The 17,882-nt window shown below is 44.0% G+C and carries 14 protein-coding genes; 8 read left to right on the top strand and 6 right to left on the bottom strand.

The genetic code is table 11. The features are described 5' to 3' along the window. Positions 1-26 precede the first annotated feature (26 nt). Together uvrB and GCHA_RS15355 are read left to right on the top strand one after the other, a co-directional pair. A complete protein-coding gene (uvrB, locus tag GCHA_RS15360) occupies positions 27-2,036 on the top strand; it encodes an excinuclease ABC subunit UvrB (protein WP_007989824.1) in 2,010 nt (669 codons plus the stop codon). Between the two features lie 211 nt (positions 2,037-2,247). Next, positions 2,248-3,168 carry a LysR family transcriptional regulator gene (locus GCHA_RS15355; protein ID WP_007989823.1) on the top strand — a complete coding sequence of 307 codons (921 nt, stop codon included), beginning with the start codon at positions 2,248-2,250 and terminating at the stop codon, positions 3,166-3,168. 102 nt (positions 3,169-3,270) lie between these two features. Here the strand turns inward: GCHA_RS15355 and GCHA_RS15350 are convergent, their stop codons facing one another. Both GCHA_RS15350 and queC read right to left on the bottom strand, forming a co-directional pair. Then, the gene (locus GCHA_RS15350; RefSeq protein ID WP_007989822.1) at positions 3,271-6,006 is read right to left on the bottom strand and encodes an ATP-binding protein; all 2,736 of its coding nucleotides are present in this window, start codon (positions 6,004-6,006) and stop codon (positions 3,271-3,273) included. 242 nt (positions 6,007-6,248) lie between these two features. Then, the gene (gene queC, locus GCHA_RS15345) at positions 6,249-6,905 is read right to left on the bottom strand and encodes a 7-cyano-7-deazaguanine synthase QueC (protein ID WP_007989821.1); all 657 of its coding nucleotides are present in this window, start codon (positions 6,903-6,905) and stop codon (positions 6,249-6,251) included. A 39-nt stretch (positions 6,906-6,944) separates the two neighbouring features. Here queC and queE point away from each other — a divergent pair, with 39 nt between their 5' ends. The 3 genes from queE (at position 6,945) to GCHA_RS15330 (ending at position 8,992) form a co-directional block, all read left to right on the top strand. After that, the gene (gene queE / locus GCHA_RS15340) at positions 6,945-7,685 is read left to right on the top strand and encodes a 7-carboxy-7-deazaguanine synthase QueE (RefSeq protein WP_007989820.1); all 741 of its coding nucleotides are present in this window, start codon (positions 6,945-6,947) and stop codon (positions 7,683-7,685) included. Between the two features lie 28 nt (positions 7,686-7,713). Next, on the top strand, positions 7,714-8,133 hold the full coding sequence (locus GCHA_RS15335) for a DUF6841 family protein (RefSeq protein WP_272998094.1): 420 nt from the start codon (positions 7,714-7,716) through the stop codon (positions 8,131-8,133). Positions 8,134-8,209: 76 nt separating this feature from the next. Further along, on the top strand, positions 8,210-8,992 hold the full coding sequence (locus tag GCHA_RS15330; RefSeq protein WP_007989818.1) for a transporter substrate-binding domain-containing protein: 783 nt from the start codon (positions 8,210-8,212) through the stop codon (positions 8,990-8,992). A 118-nt stretch (positions 8,993-9,110) separates the two neighbouring features. Here the strand turns inward: GCHA_RS15330 and GCHA_RS15325 are convergent, their stop codons facing one another. After that, positions 9,111-10,118 carry a YhdH/YhfP family quinone oxidoreductase gene (locus GCHA_RS15325; RefSeq protein ID WP_007989817.1) on the bottom strand — a complete coding sequence of 336 codons (1,008 nt, stop codon included), beginning with the start codon at positions 10,116-10,118 and terminating at the stop codon, positions 9,111-9,113. A gap of 400 nt (positions 10,119-10,518) precedes the next feature. Here GCHA_RS15325 and GCHA_RS15320 point away from each other — a divergent pair, with 400 nt between their 5' ends. Beyond that, the gene (locus GCHA_RS15320) at positions 10,519-11,406 is read left to right on the top strand and encodes an SDR family NAD(P)-dependent oxidoreductase (protein ID WP_007989816.1); all 888 of its coding nucleotides are present in this window, start codon (positions 10,519-10,521) and stop codon (positions 11,404-11,406) included. Between the two features lie 161 nt (positions 11,407-11,567). Here the strand turns inward: GCHA_RS15320 and asnB are convergent, their stop codons facing one another. Both asnB and GCHA_RS15310 read right to left on the bottom strand, forming a co-directional pair. Further along, positions 11,568-13,238, bottom strand: a complete 1,671-nt coding sequence (asnB, locus tag GCHA_RS15315) for an asparagine synthase B (protein ID WP_007989815.1) — start codon at positions 13,236-13,238, stop codon at positions 11,568-11,570. Between the two features lie 317 nt (positions 13,239-13,555). Continuing rightward, positions 13,556-15,199: a M28 family metallopeptidase gene (locus tag GCHA_RS15310; RefSeq protein WP_007989814.1), complete on the bottom strand. Its 1,644-nt coding sequence runs from the start codon at positions 15,197-15,199 to the stop codon at positions 13,556-13,558. A 77-nt stretch (positions 15,200-15,276) separates the two neighbouring features. On the opposite strand from GCHA_RS15310, the gene GCHA_RS15305 reads away from it, so the two are divergent. Continuing rightward, entirely contained in the window at positions 15,277-16,149 is an 873-nt protein-coding gene (locus GCHA_RS15305) for a DUF3025 domain-containing protein (protein ID WP_007989813.1), read from the top strand. A 25-nt stretch (positions 16,150-16,174) separates the two neighbouring features. Here the strand turns inward: GCHA_RS15305 and GCHA_RS15300 are convergent, their stop codons facing one another. After that, the gene (locus GCHA_RS15300) at positions 16,175-16,882 is read right to left on the bottom strand and encodes a YIP1 family protein (RefSeq protein WP_007989812.1); all 708 of its coding nucleotides are present in this window, start codon (positions 16,880-16,882) and stop codon (positions 16,175-16,177) included. A gap of 219 nt (positions 16,883-17,101) precedes the next feature. On the opposite strand from GCHA_RS15300, the gene GCHA_RS15295 reads away from it, so the two are divergent. Further along, a complete protein-coding gene (locus GCHA_RS15295) occupies positions 17,102-17,881 on the top strand; it encodes an ATP-binding cassette domain-containing protein (RefSeq protein ID WP_007989811.1) in 780 nt (259 codons plus the stop codon). Position 17,882: the final 1 nt, after the last annotated feature.

The following is a 17,882-nucleotide window of genomic DNA, read 5'->3' as shown; positions in this document are numbered from 1 at the left end:
TTTTTCTTTTACTACAAGGATCATTCATGGCTCGTCCGTTTCAACTCACGTCTAATTATTCACCGGCAGGGGATCAACCTAAAGCCATACAGGCGTTAGTGGAGGGGCTGGAAAGTGGTTTGGCTGCGCAAACGTTACTCGGTGTTACCGGGTCAGGTAAAACCTTTACAATGGCTAACGTCATTAATGAAGTGCAGCGACCAACCTTGATATTGGCGCACAATAAAACCTTGGCGGCGCAATTATACGGTGAAATGAAAGAGTTCTTTCCAAATAATGCAGTTGAATATTTCGTATCCTATTACGACTACTATCAACCTGAAGCCTATGTGCCATCAAGTGATACTTTTATTGAAAAGGACGCTTCGGTAAATGCGCACATTGAGCAAATGCGACTCTCTGCAACAAAAGCATTGATGGAACGCCGAGATGTGGTGATAGTCTCCAGTGTGTCCGCTATTTATGGTTTGGGTGATCCAGACTCATACATGAAAATGTTATTGCATTTTCGTCAGGGTGACATCATGAATCAGCGCGATATATTGCGTCGTTTAGCTGAAATTCAGTACAGCCGTAATGATATTGCCTTTGAACGCGGCACATTTCGTGTGCGTGGTGACGTTATTGATATCTTTCCTGCCGACTCTGAACGCGAAGCGGTTAGAGTGGAACTGTTTGATGAGGAAGTAGAGCGGATCAGTATTTTCGATCCGTTGACAGGAGCCGTAGAGAAAACGGTCGCCAGAGCTACCATTTTCCCTAAAACTCACTATGTAACCCCAAGAGAAAAAATCCTTGATGCGGTGGAGCATATAAAAGAGGAGCTTAAAGAGCGTAAAGCTCAGTTGTTATCGGTTAATAAGCTGGTTGAAGAGCAACGCATCAGTCAACGTTGTCAATTTGATATGGAGATGATGCAAGAACTGGGTTATTGCTCCGGTATCGAAAACTATTCTCGCTATTTGTCGGGCCGCACGCCTGGGGATCCGCCTCCTACGCTTATTGATTATTTTCCAGCTGATGGTTTGATGTTCATCGATGAATCTCATGTCACGGTTTCGCAAATTGGCGCCATGTATAAAGGCGATCGTTCTCGAAAAGAAACCTTGGTCGAATACGGATTTCGATTACCCTCAGCACTGGATAATCGACCATTGAAATTTGATGAATTTGAGCAAATAGCCCCTCAAACTATTTATGTATCAGCCACCCCTGGTAAGTATGAACTAGCCAAAGCCCCTGATGATATTGTTGAGCAGGTGGTTCGCCCGACTGGGTTAATCGATCCTGAGATTGAGATACGACCAGTGGGTACGCAAGTTGATGATTTGCTGTCAGAAATTGAAAAGTGTGTCGCTGTTAATGAGCGAGTGCTAGTGACAACGCTGACCAAACGAATGTCAGAAGATTTAAGTGAATATTTAGATGAGCACAATGTTAAGGCGCGCTACCTGCATTCAGACATCGATACAGTCGAGCGCATCGAGATCATTCGTGATTTACGTTTAGGCAAATTTGATGTTTTAGTAGGTATTAACTTATTGCGAGAAGGCTTAGATATGCCTGAGGTCTCCTTGGTGGCTATCCTCGATGCCGATAAAGAAGGCTTTTTGCGCTCTGATCGCTCACTCATTCAAACCATAGGCCGCGCAGCTAGGCATATAAACGGCCGAGCTATTTTGTATGCAGATCGTATTACTGGTTCTATGCAGCGTGCCATCGACGAAACAAACCGACGCCGAGAAAAACAACGCGAACATAACAAAAAGCACAATATTGTGCCTACTCAACTGAACAAACCCATTACCGATATTATGGATGTTGGTGAAGGAACAGGACAAGGCAAGGTTATGCTGCGTAAAGTGGCAGAGACGGGCAAAAAGTACAATGGAATGAGTGCCCCTGACTTAATGAAAAACATCGCTGAACTTGAAAAGAAAATGTTCCAAATGGCGAAGGATTTGGAATTTGAACAAGCCGCTTCACTGCGTGATGAGGTTGAAACCCTACGCCAGAAATTGGTGGATATGTCTTAACTATCGTTATCCGGCTTAGGTGAAATTAAATTCCGGTCTATAGTGGACAGTAATGGTAAATTTAATTGGCTGAATTTCGTGCGTTAGTCGATCTTTTACTGCTTTTCGTGCCGGTTAGGCACGGTTTCATGATATTTACATTGTAATCACATTTCGCCTTGCCTATTATGTACTTTAGTATCAATAACTATACCTATAAGTGGTGCTAACCATGATAAACCGTCTGCAAGAATCTGATATTAAACTATTACGTGTATTTTATGCTGTTGCTTCGTGTAATGGTTTTACTGCTGCTGAATCCGTTTTGCGGATGCAGCGTCCTAATATCAGCGCTGCGATTAAAAAATTAGAAGACCGACTAGATTTGGTGCTATGTCATCGAGGACGCGGTGGTTTTCAAATGAGTAAAGAAGGCGAGGTGGTGTTTCAGGAAACCAAGCGTATCTTTAATTCATTTGATAATTTTGTATTTAATTTAAAGAGCCTGCACGACGATTATTCTGGGCATATTACGTTAGTGATGATGGCAGGTTTACCTCTTAACTATCACCTTGCCGTAAGTAAAGCCGTAAAAAGCACCATGAAAAAATTCAACGACATTCACGTCAACATTCAAACTCGCTTATATAATGAGGTTGAACATGTGGCCTTATCTGGTGAATGTCATTTGGTATTATCCACTTATGATATGGTCAAACCCGAATCTGTCACGTTTCATCCAATCGAAGTGAAGTGCCGTGGGCGCCTGTACTGCGCGCCAACCCATCCTTTAGCCAAATATGCCGATGGTATTCCAGATAATGTGCGTATTGATGATTACCCTGCTATTGGGATATCAGGGCTATCATCTGGTAATTATATTGACGGTGAGCGCCGCCTATCGATTCAAACCTTTTCGGACTCTTATGATGGGTGTTTATCCGCGATTATGACCGGAGAGTACATGGGCTTGTTGCCAGACTATATGGTAGAGCATCAAGGTAAAGGCTTAGGGTTGGTGTCAATCAAAAACCGTCAATTTGAGTTTAATCACGAGCTGTTCATGATGAACGGAAAAAATACCCGACTAAACCCAGTGCTACGGCATTTAATCAAAGAAGTTGCTTACTTTATTCAGCAAACTGAAAAATAGGGTAAATCGCTTAACTGCGTTCACAATCCATGCTTTGCTCGCGTAGCTGCTGTTAGTTAAGTGGATACAATAGGCTAGTATTTAAGCTAAGGGCTAAAGCCGCTACCCAAGGTAAGAAAGTAGCACGGCGGTAAGTTTTTCTATATTTACCGGCTTGCTTACATGTTCGTTGAATCCTACTTGCTGGGCTTTTTGTTTGCTCTCTTGCATCACATCTGCGGTCAGGGCAATGATTGGCAGTGAAGATTTGTCATGTTGTTGGCGTATTTGTTCAGTAGCGGCATAACCATCAAGAACAGGCATTTGGCAGTCCATTAATATCAAATCAAAATGATGATGGCTTGCCGCTTGAACCGCTAGAGCACCATTGTCGACTACCAAGGCTTTCAAGCCCAAACTGTTTAATATCTCTGTGATAACCACTTGATTAATGTCGTTGTCTTCAGCCACTAGGATACGTTTTCCCTGCAGCGCTGTGACGTCTTTGTTGATCGCTTTTTCCCTTGGCGTGGATAGATTAACCAGTGTTGGCAGTGTTATTGTGAGTGTAAATTCGCTGCCAACACCTTCTTCGCTTTCAATGGTTAAGCTGCCTTGCATTAATTGGGTGAGTTCATTAGAAATCGCTAGGCCTAAGCCTGTTCCTCCAAAGCGTCGTGTGGTGGATGTATCCGCCTGAGAAAACGCCCTAAATAAATTCCCTTGTTGTGCAGGTGTAATACCGATGCCCGTGTCTTTTACTGTTATTTGTATGCACGCAGTTGGGGGGCTTTTATTCGTGTTCTGTTCGACTATTGCAGCATGCAGAACAATACGCCCCTGTTGGGTAAACTTGATCGCATTGCTGCATAAGTTGATGACGATTTGCTCGATCCTCAGAGGATCCCCTTTAAAAAACAATCCAGCGGGTAGGTTGTCTTCTAATGCCCAGTCAACGTTTTTAATACTTGCACCGGGCTCAAACATGGTCGATGCACGATTTAAAATATCGTGCAGATCGAATTCCATCTCTTCCAGTACCAGTTTCTCTGATTCAATTTTAGAGATGTCTAAAATGTCGTTAATGATCGCCAATAGCGTATCTGATGAGCTGGATATTTTATGAATGTAGGATTGATGCTCAGCGAGATCATTCGAGCGCTTAGCGAGTTGGGAAAAGCCGATAATTGCGTTGAGGGGGGTGCGTATCTCGTGACTCATATTGGCTAAAAACTGGCTTTTGGCCTTGTTTGCTTTGTCTGCTTCATGTTTCGCAAGGGCTAATGCGCGGGTACGAATTTCGACTTTACGACTGAGCACCGCTTGTCGATTGTTCATTAACAAGATTAATGTCATGGAAAAAGCGACGATAACCACTTGGAAAATAGAAAAAAACATCGAAAAGCTATACTGATGGTGAAGCAGGTACTGAGCTTTGGGTGCTAAATCTAAGCGCCAGGTTTGCCCCGGCAGTGATATGGGAAGGGAAATAAAATGCTCTCTATCATGTAAACTTGGATGCGCTGAATGTGTGTTGCTGGCGAAGATTTCATGGCCGCCATTTTCTGACACTTCGAAATCAAATATATCCAAGGCGTTTTTTGATAACCCAGCGTCGAGGGTTTGAGACACTAAGAATACCCCTGTTGCATACCCTCTGATACGTTCTCCTAAGCTATCTTCGTAGACAGGGGCAAACAATAAATATGCGGGTTGAAAGCTATCTGACTGCACCAGTTTAATGATGGGGGTGGCCGATAATTGAAAGGGAACATCAGATTGCGCCAATGCTGATTTACGCACTGAATTGGAATACACATTAAATCCGATAGCTGCTTCATTCCCTCTTTCTGGTGTAATAAATTTCACAAACACGATGGGATCGTTTGGCGCTATTGGCTCCCCCTTTATCATCACTAGGCGTTGATATATTTGGCTCAGTTGTGCCTGTTGTTCATGTTTACGTGTGGTGGATATTCTTGGATTCCAAGACAATGCCTTGAGGGTGGGTTGTTGCTGCATAAGGTGTTTTGAAAAGCGATTAAAATCTTCACGGCTTAGATCTGGTTTAGATTGCACATGATTCGCTAAAACCTGTAATTGATGGTTACTTTCGCTAATGGCGCGATGTAAGCGGGTTTCAATGAGCTGGCGCTCACGATGCGCTAGAGCAAGCGCATTTTCATAATTGTAATTGGCAAATAATATAGAGCTAACAGATAGTGCCAAAAATAACAGACTGTTTATGGCTAAAATCAGTAACCGACTTTTCTGTTTGCCTGACCTGAATACGGTGATATCGAGCAAGCCTAATATAAAGGGAGTAGCGAGGAGCACACCTAAGGTATCGCCCATCCACCACATGAGGACGTTGCTCCAATAAAAAGCATCGCTAAAAGCAGGGTTGAAATAACTCAGGGTAAAAATGCCCACATTGGCCGAAATAAGGTTAGAGGCAATACCTACAATCAGTACAAATAAAATGGCGGGTTTGTCTGATCTAAGGTTCAGTGGGCTGCCTAGCCAGAATCTTAAAATGCCACCCCCTGCCATTCCTTGTGCACCCACTCCTAGCGCAATGATGATGTTTTCAAGCAGCGGAGTTATATTGTCGACACTAATGGAAGGGCCATGATAAATAGAGAGGTTGTACAACAAACAGGCGCTAAAAGCGGCAGGAAAGAATCGCCACCACCATAAGTAACAGCCTACAAGCGCGATACCCGCAGGCAGCCAGATCGATACGACGTCAGTTTGTTTTAATACTGCGGTTAGGCCATGAGCAACCAAAAAGTAGGCAAGGGCGAGTAAAAGGTACAAGCGCCAAGAAAGTAAGTGAGTGGGTACTTGGCGTTTCATAGGGGATGTTGACAACCATCGAGTTCAATCCCATCAAGTGGAAAACAATCATTTTGTTTGCGACAACGATAACGGATCAACAAATGTACCCTGCAGTAAAATGCGTTATTGGAGTAATGATAGTGATTGCAAAGTCTCAATAAATCAAATTATGAGTACATAATTTGTTTGCGTTATCGCACCGCTAAGCAATAGATAACGCATTCATTATTAAGATGTTTGTGCGTAACAAACTGGATGTATTACTCGTAGGATAACGGGTCTATGCAGTCATTCTTTTCGAATGCCTCTAGTCGCTCCTGACACGCACCGCATTTTCCACAGGCTTTTTCACGTCCGTTATAACACGTCCACGTTAGGCCATAATCAAGCCCCATGTTTAATCCTGCGGTTAAAATATCGATTTTGCTCTGATATAAAAAGGGAGAAACAATTTCGATTTTTTCATAGTTGGCTATGGCGCAAACGTCGTTCATGCGTTCAACAAATTCAGGTCGACAGTCAGGATATATGTCGTGATCACCTGAATGAGCCCCGTAATAGACTTTATTTGCATCTAATGAAACAGCGTAACCGACCGCCATGGATAATAAAATCATGTTCCGGTTAGGCACCACAGTCGATTTCATGCTTTCTTCTGCATAATGCCCTTCTGGGATATCAACGTCAGAAGTAAGTGATGAACCTCCAATGAGTTCATTAATGGCAGATATATCAATAATCTTATGCGCAACGCCCAATATTTTGCAGGCGCGACTGGCGTAATCTAATTCCTTGCTGTGGCGTTGTCCGTAGTTAAACGACAGCGCATGTACTTCATAACCGTCTTTGACTGCCATATTTAGAACGGTAAAAGAGTCCATGCCACCTGAAAAAATTACTACCACCTTTTGTACCATCTGTTCTGCTTCTCTATAATCGACCTTTTCAAGATGCTAATGTTAAGCTATCCGGTCGATAAATCCCAGATAACCCTTAGTAAAACCACAGGAAAGCTGTTGAATACATACAAGATAAATGAGGTTTTTGAATCTCTGCAAGGAGAGGGCGCTCATACAGGCGTTCCATCTATTTTCATTCGCCTTCAGGGATGTCCTGTTGGCTGCCCTTGGTGCGACACCAAGCACACGTGGGAAATCGATCTAAACCTAAAAGTGGAAGCGTCAGTTGTGATGGCGCAAAATGTTGATACTGAGCAGTGGTTTGAGCATACGCCTAAGCAGTTATTGGATTTATTTACGCAACATGGATACACAGCAAGTAATATTATTCTTACCGGTGGTGAGCCATGCATGTACGACTTAACCGATCTGTCTAGCGTGTTAATAGAGAATGGTTATAGCGTTCAAATAGAAACAAGTGGAACCTATGAAATTATGGCGCACCCAGACACTTGGGTGACGGTGTCACCGAAAGTTAATATGCCTGGTAAACGTGATGTGCTAAAAAGTGCGCTGCTTCGGGCTAATGAGATTAAACATCCTGTGGCAATGGAAAAACACATTGAAGAACTAGACCAAGTATTGACTTTATTGGAGGGCTCAAATACAACAAAACCTTTAATCTATCTGCAACCCATAAGCCAACAAAAAAGAGCAACTGAACTGTGCATTAAAACCTGTATCGCCCGTAATTGGCGGCTATCTCTGCAAACACATAAATTTATTGGTATTGAATAATTAAGGTTTTTATATGCAACGTGACGCAATGAAATTTTTAACAGACTACGCACACGCCCTTGACCGACGTGATGAGGAGCGTTTAATCGATTTTTGTTTATTGCCAACCGTCGTGATGAATGACAATGAAAAACGGGTGTTTATGCAAGGCGAAGAGTTGGCAAAAGCATGTCATGTCATGGTTAAACGTTTAAAAGAGGCAAACGTTGTCTACCACAAGCCGAATTTAACCCAGGCCATTCGTTTGTCTGATACGTTACATTTCCTGAAAATGCGCTGGCAGTTGTTAGACAAAGACAAACAGGTTATTTTTACCTGTGCGACGTCGTATACCTTGCAGCAAGTCAGTGACGGCACGTTGAAAATTATTGTGGCGGTAGTGGATGACGATCGGAAATCTTTTTTCAGTTTTTTCGCAAAAAATGATGAGAGCGAAGCTATTGGTTAAATTAATTGTTGGGTTCGCGCTGCTTGTATCTCTGTCTGCACAGGCAGCCACGTGGCGCATCACCTACCCCAGGCCGATGTCAGAGTCGGATAAGCGTGCAATATATCCAGTTAAGTTGTTGGCGTTGGCACTAGAGCAAACCGGCGTGCAATATTCGTTAATGCCCTCAGAGCGTATTATGCTGCAAAATAAAGCATTGAAACGGCTGATGGACAGCCGCGATGTGAACGTCGTGTGGAGCGTGACAGATAAACAGCGAGAGCAACAACTTTTACCGATCCGCATTCCGATTTACAAAGGGTTAATTGGCTGGCGATTATTGCTTATTCGTGACGACATGCCTGCACGATTTAAATATGTTCAAAAGTTAGAACACTTGATAAAACTTATCCCAGTACAGGGCAGAGACTGGCCCGACACTAAAGTGTTACAAGCGAACGGGTTTAATGTCACTGCTGACAACGCGTATGGCAATTTGTTTAACTTGTTACGCCAAGCACAAGGGGATTTCTTCCCGCGCTCTGTAGTTGAAATTTGGGATGAGATCGACAACCCAGCATACAATACAGATTTAATGGTTGAGAAAGAAATAGCCATTCGTTACCCAGAGGCAATGTACTTTTTCGTCAATAAAAAGAGTCGCCCCTTGGCCAATTTACTTGAAAAAGGATTGGAGAAGGCGATAGAAAATGGCACATTTGAACAACTTTTTGTGCATACATTTCAAGGCAAGTTAGACAGAGCTAAGATGTCGTCAAGGCATGTATTTGAATTAGAAAATAGCTTTTTACCTACAGCTACGCCGCTAGAGCGTAAAGAGTTATGGTACCAACCTGAAGAAGCCGCAGCTGAAAATTAACACCTCGCACCTTGCGTCTTGGGCCTACCTCGGCGCGCGGCGCTCTCGCGTTATTTCTAACATCCTTAGAAAATAGGTCACATTGCTTTGCACTAATGTGACCTATTACTGATTTACCTTAGGCGTCTTTTACATTGACCACGTAACGCCCAACCACTTGGCTTTTAAAGAATTTATCTAGGTATTCAGGGGTTTCACTCAAAGAGATTTCTTGTTGGTAGCTATCTAAATTAGGCAGTTTCATATCCGTGGCGACACGTTGCCAAATATGTTGTTTGTCTGCTAGTGGAATATACACTGAATCCACACCTAGCAGTGATATACCACGGGTGATAAAAGGAATGACGCTCATAGCAATCTCAGGTGAGGCCGCTAAGCCCACTGATGCAACACCACCCCCAGGTTTGAGCTGTTTTAGTAGCCCGGTTAAATAGTCCCCGCCTAGCGTATCGATGGCGTGCGCCCATTTGGTTTTTCCTGCGGGGGCGTCTTTAACCTCTAAGATAGTGTCTCTGTGCAATATTTCACTGGCACCAAGTGCGGTTAATTTATCTGATTGTTCAGGCTTGCCGGAAAATGCCACCACGTCATAGCCCAATTGCTTCAGTAGCGCGATACTAATGCTGCCTACGCCACCTGTGGCTCCTGTCACTGCAACAGGACCATCACTGGGTTTTGCACCCATCTTTTCCAGCTTTTGAATACACAAGGCTGCGGTGATACCGCCCGTGCCATAAGTCATCGCTTCTTTTAACGATAAAGTACTCGGGCAGGCGACCGCCCAATCTGCAGGAATAGAGATGACTTGACCGAGTCCACCCGGGGTATTCATACCCAGATCATAGCCAAAAGCAAGTACCTCATCGCCTGCGCTAAACGTACCAGACTTGTCGCTGATAACGGTACCCGCTGCATCAATCCCCGGCGTGTGGGGGAAGTGCTGGCTAATCCGTTTGTTCCCGCTAGCCGACATGGCATCTTTATAATTAAGTGACGAGTAATGTACTTCAATTTGTAAATCATTCTCAGGTAAGTCGCTGATGTGGCGCTGAACAATTCGTTTGCTAAACGTGTTGTCTTCTTGCTCTTCAACGAGCAAAGCGGTAAAGGTGTCAATTTGAGACATGAATTTATTTCTCCTGTTGTGAAAAGAGTTGCTTAACCTTACCAGAGCATAAAGTTGTGCATTTCACATGGGTTAGCGTGCAGCGCTGGCTGCAATTGATAAAAGGGACGCAACAATGTCATTGTCAGTATTTACTCACACTAAATGTTGGGGAAGGCGTTAGGGATTCAAGTGCTGGTTGTCATTTCTTTGTTGCTTGGTGTGTACGGTTAGGCTTTGTATTCAGAAATTTCTATTCATCCTATGAAGTCAGGTGAATTAATCAAATAAAGTATGTAATTACCAAAAGCAGACTTACTCTAAATACCAAGAAAATCACACGGGCTGATTTTCACGCCTGATTTTCACGCTAAGTGAACTTTTCGTGAACCCCTTGGGTACGATTGAAAGAGGAATTGTCATGTCGAATGAATTTAACGGAAAAACAGCCATCATCTCTGGTGCGGCTGGTGGTATAGGTCTGGCATTAGCTGAAGCGCTAGGTCAACAGGGGATGAATATAGTCATGGGTGACATCGATATTCAGGCATTGGCTGTTTCCCGTCAATCGTTGCTCGACAAGGGAATAAGTGTATTGGCTTGTGAGTTGGATGTTACAGATTACAAGCAGTGGCAGGACGTCGTTTCTCGTGCCAAAGCGACCTATGGAAAGGTGCATATGGTGGTCAACAATGCTGGTGTGGGAGGTATTCCTGGTAAGATTGAAGATACAGAGCACGCCACATGGCGCTGGGTGATGGATGTTAATGTCATGGGCGTATTATATGGGGCACAAGCGTGTGTACCTGCCATAAAAGAGCACGGTGAAGGGGGCTGGGTTGTCAACGTGGCCTCTATGGCTGGCATGTTAGGGATGCCGTATGCTGGGGCATATTGCGCGTCTAAGGCGGCGGTGGTGTCTATGACTGAAAGCTGGGCGGTTGAGCTTGCCCCGCATAACATTCATGTATCCGCGTTATGTCCGGCATTTGTGAAAACACGTATTCATGAATCACATCGTAACCGACAAGAAAAGTATGCAGTTGCGCCGACTGAGCGCCAAGATAAAAAGAAACTGCAAGCCGGCGCGAATGCGGCTGCTTTAGCCGTTGAATCTGGTATTCCTGTCAGTGTATTAGCAGCACGGGTGTTAGAAGCGCTGAACTCGAAACAGACATACATTTATACCCATCCGAATTATCGCAAAGTGACCAGTGGCCGCTCCAAGGCTATTGATAAAGCATTTGTTGATGCACAAGAAAGCCCGGTAGTTGGGCATTTAGTCGACGAAGAAATCGTCACCTTTTAAACCCACTTAAAGTGAACTCAAAGGGAGCGTTTGCTCCCTTTTAAACTCTCGCTGAGTGATCACTTATTAACGTGGAATGGTATAATTAGCCAAAAGCGACAGATACAAAAAAACCGCCGAAGCGGTTTTTAATGTTTTACTGGTCGTTTTGAGCCACTCAACTAGTTGGCTTGGTTATGTACATCTCGCATGGCTCGGCCTGATGGGTCTGCGTTACCTTTAAAGCTAGCATCCCATTCAAGTGCTTCAACTGTGCTACACGCAATTGATTTACCACCTGGTACGCAGTTCGCTGCACTTTCTTGCGGGAAGAAAGACTCAAATACAGTACGGAAGTAGTAACCTTCTTTGGTGTCTGGTGTGTTGATAGGGAAGCGGAACGCTGCCGTTGCAAGCTGTTGGTCAGTGATGTCTTGCTCAACTTGTTCTTTAATTGAGTCAATCCATGAATAACCCACACCGTCACTGAATTGTTCTTTTTGACGCCACAATACTTCAGCAGGCAAGTATTCACCGTTATCAAACGCTTTGCGTAAAATCCATTTTTCCATTTTGCCATCAAGACACATTTTGTCTTGTGGGTTTAAGCGCATTGCTACGTCCAAGAATTCTTTATCAAGGAAAGGTACACGCGCTTCAACGCCCCACGCTGAGGTCGATTTGTTCGCGCGAGCGCAATCAAACATATGTAAACGCTCTAATTTACGCACGGTTTCTTCATGGAATTCTTTCGCGTTAGGCGCTTTGTGGAAGTACAAATAACCACCAAAAATCTCATCAGCACCTTCGCCAGACAAGACCATTTTAATTCCCATGGCCTTAATTTTACGGCTCATTAGGTACATAGGGGTAGCGGCACGAATAGTGGTTACATCGTATGTTTCAAGGTGGTAAATCACGTCACGAATGGCGTCTAACCCTTCTTGTACGGTGAAATGTACTTCGTGATGCACCGTTCCAATCATATCGGCTACTTTTTGCGCCGCGACTAAATCAGGCGCGCCTTCAAGGCCCACTGCAAACGAGTGTAAGCGCGGCCACCATGCATCTGACTCATCGTTGTCTTCTACGCGCTTAGCAACGTATTTAGCGGCAATCGCTGATACCAACGAAGAATCTAAACCACCGGATAATAGTACGCCGTAAGGTACATCTGACATCAAGTGTGATTTAACTGATTTTTCAAACGCGACTTTCAGATCATTTAAATCTGTGGTGTTGTCTTTGACATTCTCGTAGCTCATCCAGTCACGCTGATAGTATTTTTTCAGCTCGCCTGACTTGCTCCATAGGTAATGTCCAGGAGGGAATTCTTGTACTGTTTTACAAACAGGGACTAATGACTTCATTTCAGATGCCACATAGAAGTTACCGTGCTCGTCAAAGCCTGTGTACAAAGGAATAATCCCCATGTGATCACGTGCTATAAGGTAAGCGTCTTGGGCTTGATCATAAAGTACGAATGCGAACATACCTTGCAATTGGTCAATAAACTCAATGCCTTGTTGTTCATACAAAGGAAGAATCACTTCACAATCAGATTTGGTTCTAAAATCGTAAGGTTGAGAGAGATTTTGCTCAAGAGCCTTGTGGTTGTAAATCTCACCATTAACGGCAAGTACATTATTATTATTTCGGCTGATAAGTGGTTGCGCGCCTTTGTCAACGTCAACGATCGCTAAGCGCTCGTGACACAAAATAGCATTATCATTATTCCATACACCTGACCAGTCAGGACCGCGATGACGCAGTAATTTGGAAAGTTCTAATGCTTGCGTTCTAAGTTCTGATACATCAGTTTTGATGTCCAGAATGCCGAAAATACCACACATAAAAAGGTTTCTCTCTTTTGGTTATTTGTTACTAACTCATATAGCTGATTCGCTTGGTTATCTTGAAAACCAAACATGCGTGCGGGGAAAGTGCTGGTTATAGTATTTATTATTACTTTCTTGCGCCCTTGAATTTGCCAGCATGAGAAAAAAAAGCAAGGGGAAACTGTAATTTTTTTACACTTGTTGGCTATTAGATAGATTAACGGCTGTTTATTGGCATTAATCAAACCTAATTTCGTAAGTTAAATAGCAAATGACCGGTTGGACGAAGCGTTCGCCAACCGGCTTGAAGCAGATTATTTAACGTTTAAAAATTATTTACGCTGAAACTCACTGCTCGCGTTCCACTTAGGCCAATCCGCAGATTGGGCAATGTCATACCCCACTTCGAATAGTAGTTGGGTGTCTTCTCGTACTCCGGAAAAATCCCAATTTTCACGGAATTGGTCACAAACTTGGTGATAACACCCTGTAATCAATACTTTAGTCCGTTTTTTGTACTGTGCGGTTTGCTCATCTATGGGGGTGTTTCCGCCTTTTGCATACAACGCAGGAACGCCTTGCTTGGCAAAGCTGAAGTGATCAGAACGATAGTAAGAACCTGCCTCAGGGCGTGATTCTTGGGTTAATGTTCTGTTTTGGCGTGTCGCCGCTTTGGCTAAATAGGTTTCAAGTTCGGATTTACCCATACCTACCACAGCAATATCTTTGGTGCGACCGAGCACGTTCATAGCGTCCATATTAATATTTGCCACGGTTTTATCCAGCGCAATAATCGGATGCTGGGCGTAGTACTGCGAGCCCAACAAACCTTGCTCTTCAGCGGTAACGATAAGAAAATCGACTGAACGTTTCGGCGCCGTACCTAGAGTTTTATAGGCTTTTGCGATAGCCAGGGCACTGGCTGTCCCTGTGGCGTTATCGTGTGCGCCGTTATAAATATTGTCACCTTCTTTGCTGTCATCTTTACCTAAATGATCCCAGTGCGCCGTGTAGATAACATGTTCCTCTGGCGTTTCTGAGCCGGGTAGCGTCGCCATGACATTATAACTAACAGATTTTTTCATGGTGCTGTTGATTGTCACCGAGGCTTTTTGCTTTAAGCTAGTGTGGTAGGGGCCTTGTAACGCTTTGGCTTTTTCTTTGGCAAAGTCTAATCCAGCGTCTGCAAAAACCTGTTTAGCCGCCGCGTTAGATAACCAACCTTCAACCGCAACACGATCCGCATTGCCATTGTCGCTCACAAGACTGTACTGGGGTCCACTCCAACTATTTGCTACAACAGACCAACCGTAGGAAGCCGGTGCCTTTTCATGGACGATAATAGCTGCTGCTGCGCCTTGGCGACTGGCTTCTTCATATTTGTAAGTCCAGCGGCCATAGTAGGTCATGGTTTTCCCTTGAAACTTTCCACTATCAGGGTTTTCAAAGCCAGGATCGTTAACCAAAATAACGACGGTCTTTCCTTTTACATCTAGGCCTTGGTAGTCATTCCAGCCATATTCAGGAGCGTTAACACCAAAGCCGACGAATACGACGTCGGAGTCAGTCACACTGACTTGTGCTTGTTCTCTTTTTGTTGAGGCGATCATCCCTTCTTTATAGCTGAACTGATTGTCACCTATGGTCATTGTCATGTCAGGGGAAGCGGTCATTTCTAGTAGGTTAACTGCTTGCAGGTAGCTGTCGCCATTACCCGGTTGGTAGCCCATCTGCTTAAATTGGTCGACTAAATAATCAAGGGTGACTTTTTCACCATGGGACGTGGGAGAGCGGCCTTCGAACTCATCAGATGCTAGGGTTTTAGTGTGTGCTCTAAGCGTTGCATCACTAATGCTCTGATACGCGATGCTAAAATCATTGCCTGCGCTAGGAGTTGAGGTGTTATCACTATTCACTCCACAGGCAAACAAAGTTGCACTGATGAGGGGAATAGCGGCCAGTTGAATTTTTTTCATTGTTATATTCACCTAGTGTTAATTATTATAATTGCCATGCATTTTCTGTGGATACGAAACAGAATTGAGTGGGTATAATGCCATTCATCAACTTACTCGCAACGAATTTTGCTTTTCTTTTTATGTCTTTACCCTGGAATGAACCCTTTACACAGCAGTTATCTTGCGCACCATTAGCCCGTTTAGAAGCTCAGTTTATACTGAGTGATTTTTCGTGCTGGCCTAATGCCCAGGGACTAAATACCCTAAAGCAACGCTTTCACATAGCTGAGCAGGCCACCCCAGATTTTATTGATCAGGATGCCTTACCTGAGAGTGAGGATTATTATGAACAAATCATTTTTAAACATGGGCATATCCCTACCAGAGCCAATGGTTGGCATGATCTCTTTAATGGGTTGGTGTGGTTGCAATATCCGGCGACGAAAAAGTATTTAAATCAGTTGCATGTTGAGGATATTGAGAAGCATGGGCTTAGCCCACGTAGTCGCTTACGCAATCATATTACCCACTTCGATGAATGTGGAGTGGTATTGGCGATAGAGCATTCCCAAGGCTCAGACATCGCTGAGCTGCTAGGGGAACATCGCTGGAGCGAAGCGCTTTTCACACGGCGCAGTGCATGGGGGCTTGTGATACATGCTCGTATGTTCGGCCATGCAAATTATGAAATGTTGCTTAACCCATTCATTGGATTAACCGGCAAGTGGTTAGCCGTTAGCGTGAAATCTGGCTTTGCTAAGCGTAGTGTGCTTGAGCAAAATGCTGAGATAGACGCAGGCTTACATGAGATGATCAGAGACAAGGCTTTGTTCGAGCAGACCAAACCCCTATTACCTATACCGCTGTTAGGGATACCAGCATGGTGTGAGCAGAATCAAGTAGAGCAGTTTTACCAAAATCGAGATTATTTTCGTCCCAAACGGATTAATACCAACTCCAATAAATAATTAATTTGACTAAGCTTGCGCACATTCAGTCGAAAATAATAATCAACGCCCAAACAAGCCAAAGAACGACGCAGGGGGTGAATGCAACAAGTAAGGCTTTTCGCCAGCTTATATTTACCCACTGTGAGACGCCTACCGCCACTAAATACATGCTCCACACTATCTCTAACTTAATACTACTGGCTAGGCCAAACCAGGTCGACGTGACAGGAATAGCAAAGAGAAAAGAGAGTGCGCTTGGGGAAACCGCATCGAAGCTGATTTGACCGTGATCTAACCAAAACAGAATGATCCCGCTGAGCAAAGCGCCTACGCATGATGGCAATAACGCCCACCATGAAAAGCCAAACCAATCACTAAAACCGTAGATGTTCTCGGGATCTGATTTGGTCATTACGTTTAGATAAAGAGCCATCAGGGAGACCAAGACCAACACCATAATCAATGGAGTAATGATGGTGCCAACGACGCCTTTGGTGGCATTTAAAGACGCACTGACAGCCTGCTGTTCACCTGGACTAACATTGGCAAATTGACTGGAAATAATCACCTCTTTATACCATTGGAAATCCACCACTTGAAAGTAGTAATAAACAGGCAAAATAGCCGCGAGCACCACTAATACAAAAGGTAGCCAAGACCAGTTATGCTGACCTTTTAGTGCGCCAAATGTTGCCGTTGGCTGGTAAAGCACACCTAAGCAGGCCGTGAATGGATTGAGTGAAGAGACCATGAAACGTGTCCTTGTTTATCCTGTATTGTGGTTATAAAAATAACTAATCTAATGATTTTAAAGATTATTGTCGCATTTTTCAGCTACTAGGTTGTAGCTATTTGAGCTAAAGTAGCAAACTATTGTTAACCTCGCCGAACGAGTAGCTTAAGGTTTACTACGCGCGGGAACAGGTCGTCTTTAAGAGTGGTTAATAGGCCCCAGAAAAAAGGTAAAGGAATGATAGAGATAATAGGTTTGGCAAAAAAGTTTTCGGTTGAAAACCCGAAGAAATTAAGCGAACAGGAGCGTAAAGATCCTAGGTTAAAAGGGCGCTTTTTTCATTCGGTTATTGACGTATCGTTAACGTGCCAGCCAGGTGAAGTACTTGGTTTACTTGGGCCTAATGGCGCGGGCAAAACCACAACATTACGCATGTTGTCTACAGCGCTTAAGCCGGACAGCGGTAGCGTGAGTATTAATGGTACGAATGTGTTGAGTAACCCCGTAATAGCACGCAAAAAGATCGGTTTTTTGTCAGGCTCTACAGGCCTGTATGGCCGCTTGAGCGGCCGGGAAAACATTGAATACTTTGCCAAATTACACGGTATGTCCCAGGGGCAAATAAAGCAAAGGATCGAATCATTAGCCGAACTGCTCGATATGCACACATTTTTGGACCGGCGCAGCGAGAACTTCTCTACCGGTATGAAACAAAAAGTGGCAATAGCACGCGCGGTTGTGCATTCCCCAGAAGTGGTCATTTTGGATGAGCCGACCACAGGTTTAGATATTATGGCGACGCAAACCGTATTAAGTTTTATTCGCGGACTAAAAGAGCTAGGCACGCCGGTGATTTTCTCGACTCACCACCTAGATGAAGTCAGTGAATTGTGCGATAGAGTGGCGGTTATTGACCAAGGTCTTAGTAAATTTGATGGGCCGTTGCAACAGTTTACTGAACTTGCGGATGGCTCGTTACATGGCGCTTTTTTAACCAGCATTGAACAGGGGAAATAGT

It is taken from the genome of Paraglaciecola chathamensis S18K6 (genome assembly GCA_000314955.1).
In the GTDB taxonomy this organism is placed as follows: domain Bacteria; phylum Pseudomonadota; class Gammaproteobacteria; order Enterobacterales; family Alteromonadaceae; genus Paraglaciecola; species Paraglaciecola chathamensis.
Note: the sequence above shows the minus strand (reverse complement) of the source record. Positions and strands in the feature narration are given on the sequence as shown.

Excerpts from the sequence above, each read along its gene's own strand:
- uvrB (WP_007989824.1), top strand. The coding sequence starts at position 27 with ATGGCTCGTCCGTTTCAACTCACGTCTAATTATTCACCGGCAGGGGAT.
- GCHA_RS15355 (WP_007989823.1), top strand. The coding sequence starts at position 2,248 with ATGATAAACCGTCTGCAAGAATCTGATATTAAACTATTACGTGTATTT.
- GCHA_RS15350 (WP_007989822.1), bottom strand. The coding sequence starts at position 6,006 with ATGAAACGCCAAGTACCCACTCACTTACTTTCTTGGCGCTTGTACCTT.
- queC (WP_007989821.1), bottom strand. The coding sequence starts at position 6,905 with ATGGTACAAAAGGTGGTAGTAATTTTTTCAGGTGGCATGGACTCTTTT.
- queE (WP_007989820.1), top strand. The coding sequence starts at position 6,945 with ATGTTAAGCTATCCGGTCGATAAATCCCAGATAACCCTTAGTAAAACC.
- GCHA_RS15335 (WP_272998094.1), top strand. The coding sequence starts at position 7,714 with ATGAAATTTTTAACAGACTACGCACACGCCCTTGACCGACGTGATGAG.
- GCHA_RS15330 (WP_007989818.1), top strand. The coding sequence starts at position 8,210 with ATGTCAGAGTCGGATAAGCGTGCAATATATCCAGTTAAGTTGTTGGCG.
- GCHA_RS15325 (WP_007989817.1), bottom strand. The coding sequence starts at position 10,118 with ATGTCTCAAATTGACACCTTTACCGCTTTGCTCGTTGAAGAGCAAGAA.
- GCHA_RS15320 (WP_007989816.1), top strand. The coding sequence starts at position 10,519 with ATGTCGAATGAATTTAACGGAAAAACAGCCATCATCTCTGGTGCGGCT.
- asnB (WP_007989815.1), bottom strand. The coding sequence starts at position 13,238 with ATGTGTGGTATTTTCGGCATTCTGGACATCAAAACTGATGTATCAGAA.
- GCHA_RS15310 (WP_007989814.1), bottom strand. The coding sequence starts at position 15,199 with ATGAAAAAAATTCAACTGGCCGCTATTCCCCTCATCAGTGCAACTTTG.
- GCHA_RS15305 (WP_007989813.1), top strand. The coding sequence starts at position 15,277 with ATGCCATTCATCAACTTACTCGCAACGAATTTTGCTTTTCTTTTTATG.
- GCHA_RS15300 (WP_007989812.1), bottom strand. The coding sequence starts at position 16,882 with ATGGTCTCTTCACTCAATCCATTCACGGCCTGCTTAGGTGTGCTTTAC.
- GCHA_RS15295 (WP_007989811.1), top strand. The coding sequence starts at position 17,102 with ATGATAGAGATAATAGGTTTGGCAAAAAAGTTTTCGGTTGAAAACCCG.